The organism is Massilia sp. Masssp93 (assembly GCF_059491295.1).
The window spans coordinates 3,484,518-3,497,609 of sequence record NZ_CP168502.1 but is presented as its reverse complement, the minus strand read 5'-3'; the positions used below and the strand labels follow the sequence as shown (position 1 = coordinate 3,497,609).

The following is a 13,092-nucleotide window of genomic DNA, read 5'->3' as shown; positions in this document are numbered from 1 at the left end:
ATTACCCGGCCGGCCCGGCCGCCGCCAGTCTTGCTCATCGTTTGGCGCACTGCGGCCGCTCAACCGCGGCCCGCGCACCGCATGCCAAGATGGCGCGTCCCAATCCGCGTCCGAACGATCGCCGCCGTCGCCATGCGCGAACCGACCAGGCCCTTGCCCCCTTTGATCCCCACGCCCGATGGCGGCTGGCGGACCACCACTGTCCTGACGCCCGTCTCGTTCACGACACGCGGCCTGGCGTTGATGCCGCCGAGCAGTGTTATCCCCGTCATCGTGGTTCCGGGGATCATGGGCACGAATCTCAGGGCGAAGGCGCAGCCGCGTTCCAGGGACGAGCGGAACCTGGAAGTTGGTCCCGGCGAGCCAGCGTGGCGGCCACCTAATACGATGCCAAGCGGGCTGTGGGACGCACTCGTCTGGGACCGCTTTACGCCCGCGCGGCGCCAGCATCTGCTCGATGGGGACACGTTGGAAGTGGACGACGACGGTCCACCACATATTCCGCACGGCGACGGTTGGCTGCATATCCATCCGACTTTGGCCCGTCAGCGCGGCTGGGGCGAAGTGCACGCCGATTCCTACATCGGCCTGCTGTGCGCGCTGCAAACGCAGCTGAATCAAACTTTCTGGTACAACGAGCCCGAGAGCGAGCGCCGGATACGGCCACATTGGCAGGCCGTGATGGCGTGTGATCCCAAGAAGTGGGGCATGCCGCGCATGAAGCCGCTGACCGAGGCCGACCTCGACAAGCACGCGCGCCACCATTACCCGGTCTATGCGGTGGGCTACAACTGGCTCGAGTGCTGCGACAAGGCGGCGCGCCGGCTGGAGCGGCGCATCGTCGAGATCATCGAGGCATGGCGCGGCATGCAGCGCCAATGCGACCGGGTCATCCTCGTTACGCACTCGATGGGCGGGCTGGTCGCACGCGCGTGCGCGAAGCGCATTCCAGACCGGATCGCCGGCGTGATCCACGGCGTGATGCCCGCGCTGGGCGCGCCCGCCGCCTACCGCCGCATGACGTGCGGCACGGAGGCCCAGGACATCGTGGGCAAGTTCACGGCCATGATCCTCGGGAAGACCACGTACGACACCACGCCGGTGCTGGCCACGTCGCCGGGCGCGCTGGAATTGCTGCCGACTCATTCGTATCCGGGGCCGTGGCTGCATGTGGGCGTGGCGCAGCCGTCGGGGCGTGGGGATGGGGGTGAGACCGTGCATGATTTCCTGCATTTGCCGAATGAGGAGCAGCCCGATCCCTATGTCATGTATCAGGATATGCAGCCTTGGTTTCGCCTGGTCGATCCAGCGCTGGCTGATCCGGCCGGTAAATTTGCGCAAAGAAAGGGGGGGGTTGAAAAGGCCATTAAAGAAGCGATCGGCGTCGCGGGACAATTTCACCGGAACTGTCTCGGCGATTATTACCATCCCAACACCTACGCATTTTATGGTGCCGATCCGAATCAGCTCGCCTTTGGTCACGTACGCTGGGTCGGACGGAAGGAGTCTGGATCGCACACGGTTCTTACCACGGCAAATGTCAGCAAGGCGAGGTTCGCACATAACGCTGATGCAGGCGGACGGCGCGTCGACATCGAACCCGGCTGCACGATCTGTTTCCATCCCGAGCCGCCTGAGGCCAGCGGTGATCGCACGGTGCCGCACCAGTCCGGCGCCGGGCCGGCGGGCAAGGTCGAGCACCTGTTCGAGACGCGCGGCTATGACCACCAAGGCTCGTACAACAACGACGACATGCTGATGCTGACGCTTCGGCTGGTCGTCAGGATCGTCCAGGGAATGCCATGAACAGAGATTTCAAACGGAAATGGATTCGGGCCGTCGCCGCCGTGGTTGCAGCCCTGGCAGCCACGTGGGCCACCGGCGCCGTGTGGGATACGTACAAGGTGATGAAAATGACCGGAGAGATGAAAACGGTGTGCGTCGGCAGGATGTTGATCGATTTGCCGAAAGAAGCGCAGGTGGAACTGTACGGGCAATGGATCGAGGGCTTCGACATCGATGCGTTTGCCGAAAGCGAGGAAGCGTTCACCAAGCGGGTGGCAGCGCGCGAAGCGGAAATTCGCGCCAAGCCCGACCGGCTGGGCGGGAACAAGAACATGGAAGCGGTCAGGGCAGTCCGAACGGAAAGCGGCTTGACCGGAAAAATTTTCGTGCACAGCCGGAATGTCACTGAAGGCATGGAAGGATATAGCCGCGAGACCTTGAGACGCTACCACTACGAAGGCGTCGCCCTCGAAGCCCACGTCCACGGCAACGGCGTCAGCATCGACCTCACGGCAAAGGACTACGATCCCGATCTCGCGGCGAACCTGCCCAGGCTCGTCGCCCAGCTCGTCCCCAACCCCGCCAACCGTATCCCCACCGACCCCGGCTTCTGCCTCGACCGCGCCTACGTCCGGGAACCCCTCACCGCGAAGCAGGGCGAGCGCATCACGATGGCCGTCGGCCTGCCCGGCCACCCGGACATCGGGATCAACGTCGACACCATCGCCGGCACCAGGCCCGATCCCCGTACGCTGCTCGAACGTAATGCCGTATCGCGCGCGCGGCGCCCGGCCGCGTTGACCCTGCTCGCCACGGAACTGCGCGCCGCGCCGCGCACCATCGGCGGTTTCGCCGGCGACGAGCTCGTGCGGCAGGTGATCGAGTCGAACGGCGTGTTCGTCTATGGCTTCGAATGGGAGCTGAACGGCACCGACGACAACGTGCTCGTGCCGGACATCAGGCTGGCGATGGTGACGGGGCGGGGCGACGGCGGGCCGGCCCCGTCGTCGCTGTCGGCGCCCGCCGCGATGGCGTTGTGGGACCGGATCGCGTCCAGCCTGCGCGTGCGGCCGGCGGCACGGCCGCACTGACGTCAGCGTTTGACCTTGCCGTACGCCTCGCCTGCCTTCCACGCCGGCATCGACGGCGCATTGGCCACCGCATAGCCGAGGTTCAGCGTGAATTGCGCCTGCTGCACCATGCCCGACAAGTCCCACGCCGGGTCGTACTGGTCGCTGACCTGGTGGTAGTCCTTCGTGAAGGCGCGCATCTTCGCGCCTCCCGCCGCCTGGTCGTGCTCGAACTCGAAACGGCCGTCGCCGGAAAACACGGCGGAGCCGACGTTGAAGGCGGGGACGCCGGCCTTGGCGAAGCTGAAGTGGTCGGCACGGAAATAGGCGCCGCCGAGGTCCGGCACAGGCGCGGCCAGGTGCAGGCCCATCGCCCTGGCCACCCGTTCCGACGTCGCATACAGCGAGCTGCGCTCGGCGCCGGCCACGCCCATGTCGCGCGTGCGGCCGACGAAGTTCATGCTGTCCAGGTTCAGGTCGGCGGCTGTCCTGGCCAGGGCCCACACCGGATTGCGGACGTAGGCGAGGCTGCCCAGCAGGCCTTGCTCTTCCGCGCAGGGCCACAGGAAGATCTGGGTGCGCTTCGCCGGATGCCTGACGGCGGCCTGGGCCATCGCGAGCAGGGCGGCCGTGCCGGAGGCGTTGTCGATGGCGCCGTTCCAGATGTGATCCGGCTTGCCGTTGTCCGGGTCGATGCCCAGGTGGTCCCAGTGCGCGGAATAGATGACGGCCTGGTCGCGCAGTTTCGGATCGCTGCCGGGCACGATGCCGGCCACGTTGTACTCGACGATCGTGCGCACGGCGCTCTGTACGTCGGCGTCGATGCGGGCGTCGAGCGGCACCGGCCTGAAGCCGCGCACCTCGGCGCGGGCACGCAGCGTGTCGAGGTCCTGGCCGGCCTGCGCGAACAGCGTGCGCGCCATGTCTTCGCTGATCCAGCCCTGCAGCGCGTTGCCGGGGCCCGCCAGGTGGAATTGCTCGTGCGAGAAGCTGTTCACGGGCACGCTCCACGGGTAGGAAGCGGATGCGGTCGTGTGGATCAGCAGGATGCCCGCCGCGCCCTGGCGCACGGCTTCCTCGAATTTATACGCCCAGCGCCCGTACCACGTGAGCGACTTGCCGCCGAAGCGGTCGGGCTCCGCGGCCGTGGGCTGCGGATCGTTGACCATCGCGACGAGCAGCTTGCCCTTCACGTCGGCGCCGTCGAAATCGTTCCAGTGCTCGCCGGGGGCGTCGATGCCGTAGCCGACGAAGACGAGGGGCACCGTCACGTGCGTGGCCGTGGTGCCGGCGGCGTTGGCGTACACGACGTCCTTGCCGAACGTCGCGGGCAGGGTCTTGCCGCCGGCCTCGAAGCGCAGCGTGCTGGCGGGCAGGGTCTTCTGGCCGACCAGTTCGACCTTCTGGCGGTAGCCGCCGTCGGCCAGCGGGCGCAGGCCCAGCACGGCGGCCTGGGTCTCGAGGTAGCGCACGGTGAGCGCGCCGCCGCGCTGGCCCGTGCCGCGGCCTTCCAGCAGGTCGTCGGCGAGGAAGGACAGGTGGGCACGCAGCGGGGCCTCGGCCACGGGCGGCGCGGATTGCGCCCGGGCGCCCGCGCTCGCGGCGCCCAGCAGGAGCGCGGCGGCAAGGGGGGCGGCGCAGGTACGGAAGAGGGAAGCGGGCATCGTGGACGGCTCCTGAGTGGTACGAGGGTGCGATGGTAGCACCGCCCACCACGCGGCGGAAAGTGGGCGCGACGACGGGATGTGCTGGCAGTATTGACAACAATTTAAAGAATTTAACGTTGCGTCTCACGTTATAATCCCGGTGACTATAATCCCGGTGACGCGCGTGCCAGCCGAGGCCACGCCGCATGGCATGAGAACCCCGACATCACCCTGCATGGATAAAGACGAAAACAGAGCGCAGCCGGTTGCCGCCGATACGACGTCCGGCAGGAAGGCCGACATCGCGCGTCCCGGCCATGCCCAGGCGCTCATCCGACCCTGGTCGAGGCTGGGCCGGCAACTGGTGCCGCTGATCGGCGAAGGCGGGTTCGTCGCGTTGTTCACCCGCTCGGCGCGGCTGCTGGCGCCGCCCCGGCCGTGGCTCAGCGTCGACCTCGGGCGCCGGACGAGCACGCTGCTGCTGACCGCCCTCGAGAACGACCTGGCGGGCGCCGACCCTGCCGAGGCGGCCGCGACACACGAGGAATTGATGGGCATTTTCGTGCGGCAGCTGGGGGCCCTCATCGGCCCGGCATTGACGACACGGTTGCTGACCGAAACCGGGGCGGGCGGTACGCCGCAGAAGAATCAAGAGGAGCAGAAGCAATGAGCGGAAAAGTAACCCTGGAGAAATTGTGCACAGGTGTGCCAGGGCTCGATGTTCTTCTCGGCGGCGGCCTGACCGAGTTTTCGTTCACGCTGATCGCCGGCGCACCCGGCAGCGGCAAGACGACGCTCGCGCACCAGATCATGTTTTCGCTCGCGACCCCGGAGCGGCGCGCCCTGTTCTTCACCGTGCTGGGCGAGCCGCCGCTGAAGATGCTGCGCTACCAGCAGCAGTTCTCGTTCTTCGACATGGACAAGGTCGGCCCCGCCATCCGCTACGTCAACCTGGCCGACGACCTGCGCGCGGGCGATTTCAGCGGGGTGCTGGAACGCATCATGCGCGAAGTGGAGGATTTCGCGCCGAGCCTCGTGTTCGTTGATTCGTTCCGCTCCGTCGTGCAGACTGCCCGCAGCGGCAACGAAGGCCTGTGGGACCTGCAGCACTTCGTGCAGGAACTCGGTTCGCGCATGGCGACGTGGCAGGCGACGACGTTCCTGATCGGCGAATACACCCAGGCCGACGTCGAGGCCAACCCGATCATCACCGTCGCCGACGGCATGATCGCGCTGTCGCACAACCTGGACGAGGATTCGGTGGTGCGCAAGATCCGCATCATCAAGATGCGCGGGCAGGCCCACATGTCCGGCGCGCACACGCTGCGCATCACGGACGACGGCATCCGCGTCTATCCGCGCCAGCTGACGCCCGCGGGCGACGCCTACCGGACCGTCGCCACCTCGGCGCGCCCTGTCCCCACCGGCGTGGCGGGGCTGGACGACATGCTCCACGGCGGCCTGCCGCAGGGCCACACGATGCTCGTGTCCGGGCCCACCGGGATCGGCAAGACGATCCTCGGCACGCGCTTCCTGCAGGCCGGCGCGGCCCAGGGCGAGAAGGGCGTCGCCGTGTTCTTCGAAAAGCATACGGCGCGCCTGCACAACGCGGCCCTCATCGAGCTGGTGCAGGACGGCCAGGTGACGGTGCTGGAATCACTGTCGCTGTCGCTCACCGTCGAGGAACTGCTCGACCAGTTGACGGAAGCGATCGAACGCACCGGCGCGACGCGCGTCGTGATCGACTCGCTGTCCGAGATCGGCCTGTACCTCGCGCCGGAATTCCGCTACGACCTGCGCCTGGCCGTGTTCCGCACGCTGTCGCTGCTGTCGCGGCGCGGCGTGACCGCCCTCGTCACGGTCGGCTTCGAAGACAACGCGCCGAACTGGCGCTTCTCGATCGACAACCTGTGCTTCCTGGCGGACGCCGTGCTGTCGATGCGCTTCGCCGAAGTGGAAGGGCATGTCTGCAAGTTCATGACCGTCATTAAGGTGCGCGGCACCGGCCACAGCAACGAGCTGCGCGAATACCGCATCACCGATGACGGCATCGAGGTTTCGCCGCACGTGACGAACCTCGATGCCCTGATGACGGGCTACCCCACGCGGCGCGAGCCGCACAAGTAAAGGACGACGATGGGAACGTACCGACAAGAGCCGCCCGCCGCGGCACCACGTTCCCGGGAGGATGTCGTGCGCGACGGCCTGGACGACGCGCGGTCCGACGCACACCTGCTGCGCCGCATCCGCGCGCTGGAGGCCGAGGTGGACGCCGCGCAGCTGCTCGCGCGGCGCGAGGCCGAGGAGCGGCTGGCGCTGGAAGACGCACTGGCGCGGCTGCGCGAGGCCAACGAACACCTGGTCCTCGCCACCGTCAACGCCGAATACCAGCGCGAGGATGCCGAAGCCGTCAACCGGCGCCAGAACGAATTCCTCGCCATGCTGGCGCACGAACTGCGCAACCCGCTGTCGCCGCTGGCGATGGCGGCGTCGCTGCTGGAGCGCGACCCGGGCGCCGCGCCGCAGCAGCTCAAGCTGGCGCGCGTGATCGGCCGCCAGGTCGACCACATGGCGCGCCTGCTCGACGACCTGCTCGACGCGGCCCGCATCAGCAGCGGCAAGATCACGCTGGACGTCGAATCGCTGGCGCTGGCCGACGTGCTGCGCCACGCCGTCGAGACGGTGCAGCCGCGCATCGCGGAGCGCGGCCAGGCACTCGACGTCGCACTGCCGTCCGCGGACGTCGCCGTGGCCGGCGACAAGGTCCGCCTTGCCCAGGTGTTCACGAATTTGCTCGGCAACGCCTCGAAGTACACGGGCGACGGCGGGCGCCTGCGGCTCGCGGCGCAGGCCGGGCCCGACGACGTCGTGGTGACGATCGCCGACAACGGCACCGGCATCGCGCCCGACGTGCTGCCGTACATCTTCGACCTGTTCACGCAGGGGCCGCGCTCGCTGGCGCGCTCGGAGGGCGGGCTCGGCGTGGGCCTGAACGTCGTGCGCAACCTCGTCGGCATGCACCGCGGCGTCGTGGAGGCGCACAGCGACGGTCCCGGATGCGGCAGCCGCTTCACGGTGCGCCTGCCGCGCGCCGCCGGCCTGCCCGCCGCGCCCGTCCGGTCCGAGCCGGCCCAGGCCACGCGCCGCCGCCGTATCCTGCTCGTGGAAGACAATGCGGACGCCTGCGCCACCCTGGCCGACATCCTGGCCGTCGAAGGGCATGACGTGGTGTGCGCGGCGGACGGCCGCGCGGGCCTGGCGCACGCGCTCGGCGAGCGCTGGGACGTGATCGTGTGCGACATCGGCCTGCCCGAACTCGACGGCCTCGCGCTGATGCAGGCGCTGCGCGCACAGCAGGACGGCGCGCGTCCGTACGCCATCGCGCTGACGGGCTACGGCCAGCCGGCCGACGCGGCGCGCGGACTGGCGGCCGGCTTCGACCGCTATCTCGTCAAGCCGGTCGGCGCCAGCGCGCTGCTGGCCGTCGTCGCCGACGCGCCCGCGCCGGACGCAACCATCAACGCCTGAGCAGGCGCGCCAGGCGGTCGACCGCCTGTTCGATCCGTTCGTATTTCGTGGCGTAGGAAAAGCGCACGTGCCGCTTCGGGGCGGCGAAGCCGAAGTCGTCGCCCGGCACGATCGCCACCAGCGCATCGCGCAGCACGGCCATGCCGAACGCGCTGCTGTCGTGCGCGTCGCGGTGGGCGACCTGCGCGATGTCGGCATACACGTAGAACGCGCCGTCCGGCAGCACGGGCACCTGGAAGCCGAGCTCGCGCAGCGCGGGCACGAGGAAATCGCGGCGGCGCCGGAATTCCTGGCGCCGTTCCTCGAACACGCCGATGGCCTCGGGGTCGAACGCGGCCAGCGCCGCATGCTGGGCGATCGCGGGCGCGCAGATGAACAGGTTCTGCGCCAGCTTTTCGACGGCCGGCACGAGCGCTTCCGGCAGCACGAGCCAGCCCAGGCGCCAGCCGGTCATGCTGAAGTACTTCGAGAAGCTGTTGACGGTGATGACGTCGTCGCCGAACGACAGGGCGCTGGTCGCGCGGTCGCCCGGCTGCGCGCCATAGTAGAGGCCCTGGTAGATCTCGTCGACGATGGAAAAGCCGCCGCGCGCACGCACGGCCGCGACGAGGTCGCGCGTCTGGTCCGGTGTCATCGAGGTGCCGGTCGGGTTCGAAGGCGACGCGACGATCACGCCGCGCGTGCGTTCGGTCCAGCGCCCGGCCACCTGGGCGGCCGTCAGCTGGTAGCGCTCGGCCGGACCGGACGGCACGAGCACGGCCCGGCCGCCGAACGCGCTGACGAAATGGCGGTTGCACGGGTAGCTCGGGTCCGGCATCAAGACCTCGTCGCCTTCGGCCACGAGCGCCGCGCAGGCCAGCAGCAGGCCGGCCGACGCGCCGGCCGTCACGACGATGCGCTGCGGCGCCACGTCCAGGCCATGGGCGCGGGCGTAGTGGGCGGAGATGGCGTCGCGCAGGGCCGGGAGGCCGAGCGATTCCGTGTATTGCGTGGCGCCGCGCTGGATGGCGTCCACGGCGGCGCGCGCGACGATGTCGGGCGCCGTGAAGTCGGGTTCGCCGACGCTCATGCTGATGACGTCCTGGCCGGCGCGCGCCATCGCGGCCGCGGCCTTGACCATTTCCATCACGCGGAAGGGTTCGATGGCGTCGACGCGGCGCGCCACCTGGATTCGATTTTCTGGCATACCGCTATCTTAGCCGATTCACGCCGCCGCCACCGCCGCCCCGGTCAGCAGCGCCGCGCACCCCTGGGCCGGCAGCGGGCGGCTGACGTAGTAGCCCTGGATCTCGTCGCAACCGTATTGCTCCAGTGCGCGCAGCTGCGCCACGTTCTCGACGCCCTCGGCCACGACCTTCAGGCTCAGGGTGTGCGCCAGCCGGATCACCGCATTCGTGATCGCCGCATCGTCCGCATCGTCCGGCAGGTCGCGCACGAAGGTGCGGTCGATCTTGAGCGCGTCCAGCGGGAAGCGCTTCAGGTAGGCCAGGCTCGAATAGCCGGTGCCGAAATCGTCCACCGACAGGCGTATGCCGAGCGTCTTGATGCGGGTGAGGATCTCGACGGCCGCTTCCGGGTTCGCCATCAGCATCGACTCGGTCAGTTCGAATTCCAGCAGCGCGGGGTCGACGCCGGCGCGGACGACGATGCGCTCGACGGCCCCGGCCAGGTCGGCCTGCTGCAACTGGCGCGCGGACAGGTTGATCGCCACCGGCCGCACCGCCATGCCCTGCGCCTGCCACGCCTTGAGCTGGCGGCAGGCCTCGCCGATCACCCATTCGCCGACGGGCAGGATCAGGCCCGTGTCTTCGAGGATGGCGATGAATTCCAGCGGCGGCACGAGGCCGCGCTGCGGATGGTTCCAGCGCAGCAGCGCCTCGAAACCGCTGATGATGCCGGTGGCCAGGTCGAGCTTGGGCTGGTAGTGCAGCAGGAATTCGCCGCGCTCGAGCGCCTGGCGCAGCTGGGCTTCGGTCTGCAGGCGCTGCGTGGCATTCTCGTGCATCTCGGCGACGTAGAACTGGTAGTTGTTGCGGCCGCCGTTCTTGGCGCCGTACATGGCCGTGTCGGCGTTCTTGAGCAGGCACTCGGCGTCGCGGCCGTTCTCGGGATACGTGGCGATGCCCACGCTGGCCGACACGAACAGCGGCTGGCCCTCGAGATAGAAGGGCTGCGCCAGCGCCTCGATGACGCGCGCGGCGACGGCCGCGGCGTCGCCGTCGCTGGCCAGCGCGGGCAGCACGAGCGCGAACTCGTCGCCGCCCAGCCGCGCCACGACGTCGGCGTCGCGCGCGCAGCCCAGGAGGCGCTTCGCGGCCTGCACGAGCAACTGGTCGCCCACGCCGTGCCCCAGCATGTCGTTGACGTTCTTGAAGCGGTCCAGGTCGATGAACATGACGGCCGCGCGGCCGCCGTCGTTCCCGGCCCGGGCGATGGCTTCCTCGAGGCAGTGGGCGAGGCGGCGCCGATTCGGCAGGTTCGTCAGGGGATCGTACTGGGCCAGCCAGGTCAGGCGGTTGCGCGCCTCGTGGCGTTCCACGGCCGTCGCCAGGATGTTCGCGACGCCGTGCAGGAAGTTGGCGTCGTCGGTGCTGAAGCGGCGCGTGCCGTCGGCATAGACGCCGAGCACGCCGAACATCCGCTCGCCGCACACGATCGCGGTGTCGATGCCGGCCGCGATGTTGTGCACGGCCGCCAGCGGCGCGAACCACTTGCGGCGCGCGGCGCGCTCGCCCGCGGCGAGCGGTTCGCCCGGCACGTCGCCCAGCTGCAGGCCCGCGGCCGGCGCCAGCCAGCCGGCGCCGGCGCGCAGCAGCATCCCGTTCGCCGTGATCTCGAACAGGCCGGCGCAGGGCGCGCACAGGCCGCGCGCGGCGGCGGCGGCGGCGTCCGCGAACAGTTCCTCGAGGCCGTTGGCCGCCAGCGCCTTGCGCCCGAGTTCCGCGATCAGGGTCTGGCGCTGCGCGTTCTCGACGATCGTGCGCTCGAATTCCTTGCGCTCCGTGATGTCGATGTCGATGCAGATGTAGCGCTCGACGCCGCCGGCCGCGTCGAACATCGGCACGATGGTGCGATACCAGTGGCGCCGGCCATGGCGCCCGGCGATCACGACTTCGCCGTTCCAGACGCGGTCCGACGGCTGCCACGGCAGGCGCGCGCCGGCCGGGCGGCCGACGTCGGCCAGGCGCTGGCCCACGACCTCGGGGCGGGTGAAGCCGCTGCTCGTCACGAACAGGTCGTTCACGCCGTCGATGACGCCGGCCGCGTCGGCCTCGCACACGATCGCGGCCTGGTCCATCGCGCTCTTGTGCTGCATGAGCGAGTTCATCAGCGAGTCGATGCGCTGGCCGAACTGGTCGCGCAGGCTGGCGGCGCCGCGGTTGACGGCGCGGATCGCTTCCTGGATTTCCGTCGGCGCGTCGGCCAGCAGCGCGGCTTCGGCGGTGACCCGGCCGGCCGCCACGTCGTTCTCGAACGAGCGCAGGCGGCCCAGGCTGTCGAGCCAGCTGCGCACGAGCGTGCGCATCAGCGCGAGGCTGGCCATGAACACGACGAGCGCCACGCCCGCCGTGTCGAGCACGAGGCTCCACAGCTGGGCCGCGAGCTTCTCCTCGTCGAACTGCAGGCGCACGACCCCGTAATCCTTGCCGCCCACGTTGGCGATCCGGTTGACGTCGTACAGCTTGTCGGCGATGAGGGCCGTCAGCCAGCGCGGGGCCAGGGCGCGCGTCACGCGCGGCGCGTCGACGCGGATCGTGCTGCCGGCCACGTCGATGAATTCGGCGCGCTTGAACGGCGACTGGAACAGCATCTTGCCGAGCGTGCGCTTGACCGTGTCGTAGTCGCCGATCACGACGCTGTCCTCGATCGTCTGCGTGGCCACCTCGACCAGGGTCAGCGCGGTGTCCTGCGTTTCTTCGACGTGCTGCAGGAACTGGTAGCGGTAGAACAGGCCCAGGCCCGTGCCCATCGACAGCAGCAGGGTGAGGCTGAAGACGGTGAACACGCGGCCGACGAGGGAGCGCGGCAGCAGGCGCGCCAGCAGTTCCTGGACCGGACGCAGCCGGCGCGGGAGCGGGGATGGACGGGGCAGGTTCATCGTACGTCGAGCGGCGCGTTCGTGTAGAACGCGCGGTAGGCCGCGTAGTCGGCGTCGCTGGCGGCGACGAACGAGAGGGGTGTCTGCGAGTGCACGAGCTCGGTCGCGGCGGCGAGGATGCGACGGCCTTCCGGATCCTTGTCCATGCCGAAAAAGGCCTGGGCGACGGCGCGTACCTGGCCGGCCGGCACCCGTGGCGAGGCCATCAGCGCCAGGTCGTTGAACGGCTCGGAACTCCACAGCACGCGGAACGATTTGTGCTCGCGGCCGTAGTAATTCTGCACGAGCTGGGAATTCGCGCCGGCGGCCTGTGTCTTGCCGGCGACCAGCTGGGCGAAGGCGGCGTCCATATTGCCGGCGAAGACGACGTCGACGGCGATGTTCCGGCGCAGCAGCTGGGCGTACGACACCCGGTACGCGAGCAGCGCTTCCGGACCCGGAAAGACGACGGTGGTGCGGGCCAGCTCGTCCAGGCGCCTGATGGGCGAATCGGCGGGCACGACGATCTGCGCCTGCACGGGCGGCGCGTTGCGGCGGCCGAACACGGTCCAGCCCATCCTCGTGCGTTCCGGGCTGAACAAGTGGTTCGTGAACGCGAAGTCGACCTCGCGCGCCAGCACGTAGCTCGTCGTGTCGGCCGACGTGCGTCCCAGCTTGAGGTTCAGGTGCACGCCGCTTTTCTGCGACACGTAGCGGATGACCGGATTCCAGAAGCGGGCCGACACCTGCAGGTTGTACTGATTTACGGGCGAAAAGTTATAGGCCGGCGCGTCCGCGCGCGCGGCGCCGGCCGCGAGCAGGGCGGCGACGACGGCCAGAACGGGACGTATGGAAAAAAGTCGGTGCATGGGTCGTTGACGTAGCGCCGGCGGGACGTCCGGCCGGACGGGTGGACTATAACATATTACTAGTTTGCAATAATACGAAACTTTTTGCCAATGTTATTGCTGCACTGTCCGTACGA

The 13,092-nt window shown here is 68.9% G+C and carries 9 protein-coding genes; 5 read left to right on the top strand and 4 right to left on the bottom strand.

Annotated elements, in window-relative coordinates:
- Positions 1-132: 132 nt before the first annotated feature.
- Complete coding sequence (locus tag ACEN9Q_RS14095) at positions 133-1,806, top strand: esterase/lipase family protein (protein WP_495628893.1); 1,674 nt, start codon at positions 133-135, stop codon at positions 1,804-1,806.
- Positions 1,803-2,876 carry a T6SS immunity protein Tli4 family protein gene (locus tag ACEN9Q_RS14090; protein ID WP_495628892.1) on the top strand — a complete coding sequence of 358 codons (1,074 nt, stop codon included), beginning with the start codon at positions 1,803-1,805 and terminating at the stop codon, positions 2,874-2,876. The genes ACEN9Q_RS14095 and ACEN9Q_RS14090 overlap by 4 nt, the downstream gene beginning before the upstream one ends.
- A 2-nt stretch (positions 2,877-2,878) precedes the next feature.
- On the opposite strand, the gene ACEN9Q_RS14085 is transcribed toward ACEN9Q_RS14090, so the two are convergent.
- A complete protein-coding gene (locus tag ACEN9Q_RS14085; RefSeq protein ID WP_056435616.1) occupies positions 2,879-4,519 on the bottom strand; it encodes a M28 family peptidase in 1,641 nt (546 codons plus the stop codon).
- 217 nt (positions 4,520-4,736) lie between these two features.
- Here ACEN9Q_RS14085 and ACEN9Q_RS14080 point away from each other — a divergent pair, with 217 nt between their 5' ends.
- The 3 genes from ACEN9Q_RS14080 (at position 4,737) to ACEN9Q_RS14070 (ending at position 8,029) form a co-directional block, all read left to right on the top strand.
- Positions 4,737-5,171 (top strand): hypothetical protein, encoded by a 435-nt coding sequence (locus ACEN9Q_RS14080; RefSeq protein ID WP_495628891.1) that lies wholly within the window; start codon positions 4,737-4,739, stop codon positions 5,169-5,171.
- Positions 5,168-6,628 (top strand): ATPase domain-containing protein, encoded by a 1,461-nt coding sequence (locus ACEN9Q_RS14075; RefSeq protein ID WP_495628890.1) that lies wholly within the window; start codon positions 5,168-5,170, stop codon positions 6,626-6,628. Before ACEN9Q_RS14080 ends, ACEN9Q_RS14075 begins: the two co-directional genes overlap by 4 nt.
- A 66-nt stretch (positions 6,629-6,694) precedes the next feature.
- A complete protein-coding gene (locus ACEN9Q_RS14070; RefSeq protein WP_495628889.1) occupies positions 6,695-8,029 on the top strand; it encodes a hybrid sensor histidine kinase/response regulator in 1,335 nt (444 codons plus the stop codon).
- On the opposite strand, the gene ACEN9Q_RS14065 is transcribed toward ACEN9Q_RS14070, so the two are convergent.
- The 3 genes from ACEN9Q_RS14065 to ACEN9Q_RS14055 are packed head-to-tail and all read right to left on the bottom strand — an operon-like array spanning position 8,019 to position 12,976.
- Positions 8,019-9,215: a pyridoxal phosphate-dependent aminotransferase gene (locus ACEN9Q_RS14065; RefSeq protein WP_495628888.1), complete on the bottom strand. Its 1,197-nt coding sequence runs from the start codon at positions 9,213-9,215 to the stop codon at positions 8,019-8,021. The two genes, ACEN9Q_RS14070 and ACEN9Q_RS14065, sit on opposite strands and share 11 nt — an antisense overlap.
- 18 nt (positions 9,216-9,233) lie before the next feature.
- Positions 9,234-12,128: an EAL domain-containing protein gene (locus tag ACEN9Q_RS14060; protein ID WP_495628887.1), complete on the bottom strand. Its 2,895-nt coding sequence runs from the start codon at positions 12,126-12,128 to the stop codon at positions 9,234-9,236.
- The gene (locus tag ACEN9Q_RS14055) at positions 12,125-12,976 is read right to left on the bottom strand and encodes a phosphate/phosphite/phosphonate ABC transporter substrate-binding protein (protein WP_495628886.1); all 852 of its coding nucleotides are present in this window, start codon (positions 12,974-12,976) and stop codon (positions 12,125-12,127) included. Before ACEN9Q_RS14055 ends, ACEN9Q_RS14060 begins: the two co-directional genes overlap by 4 nt.
- Between the last annotated feature and the right edge of the window lie 116 nt (positions 12,977-13,092).

What these genes read in the sequence shown, in the direction of transcription:
- ACEN9Q_RS14095 (WP_495628893.1), top strand. Translation starts at nt 133, where the DNA reads ATGCGCGAACCGACCAGGCCCTTGCCCCCTTTGATCCCCACGCCCGAT.
- ACEN9Q_RS14090 (WP_495628892.1), top strand. Translation starts at nt 1,803, where the DNA reads ATGAACAGAGATTTCAAACGGAAATGGATTCGGGCCGTCGCCGCCGTG.
- ACEN9Q_RS14085 (WP_056435616.1), bottom strand. Translation starts at nt 4,519, where the DNA reads ATGCCCGCTTCCCTCTTCCGTACCTGCGCCGCCCCCCTTGCCGCCGCG.
- ACEN9Q_RS14080 (WP_495628891.1), top strand. Translation starts at nt 4,737, where the DNA reads ATGGATAAAGACGAAAACAGAGCGCAGCCGGTTGCCGCCGATACGACG.
- ACEN9Q_RS14075 (WP_495628890.1), top strand. Translation starts at nt 5,168, where the DNA reads ATGAGCGGAAAAGTAACCCTGGAGAAATTGTGCACAGGTGTGCCAGGG.
- ACEN9Q_RS14065 (WP_495628888.1), bottom strand. Translation starts at nt 9,215, where the DNA reads ATGCCAGAAAATCGAATCCAGGTGGCGCGCCGCGTCGACGCCATCGAA.
- ACEN9Q_RS14060 (WP_495628887.1), bottom strand. Translation starts at nt 12,128, where the DNA reads ATGAACCTGCCCCGTCCATCCCCGCTCCCGCGCCGGCTGCGTCCGGTC.
- ACEN9Q_RS14055 (WP_495628886.1), bottom strand. Translation starts at nt 12,976, where the DNA reads ATGCACCGACTTTTTTCCATACGTCCCGTTCTGGCCGTCGTCGCCGCC.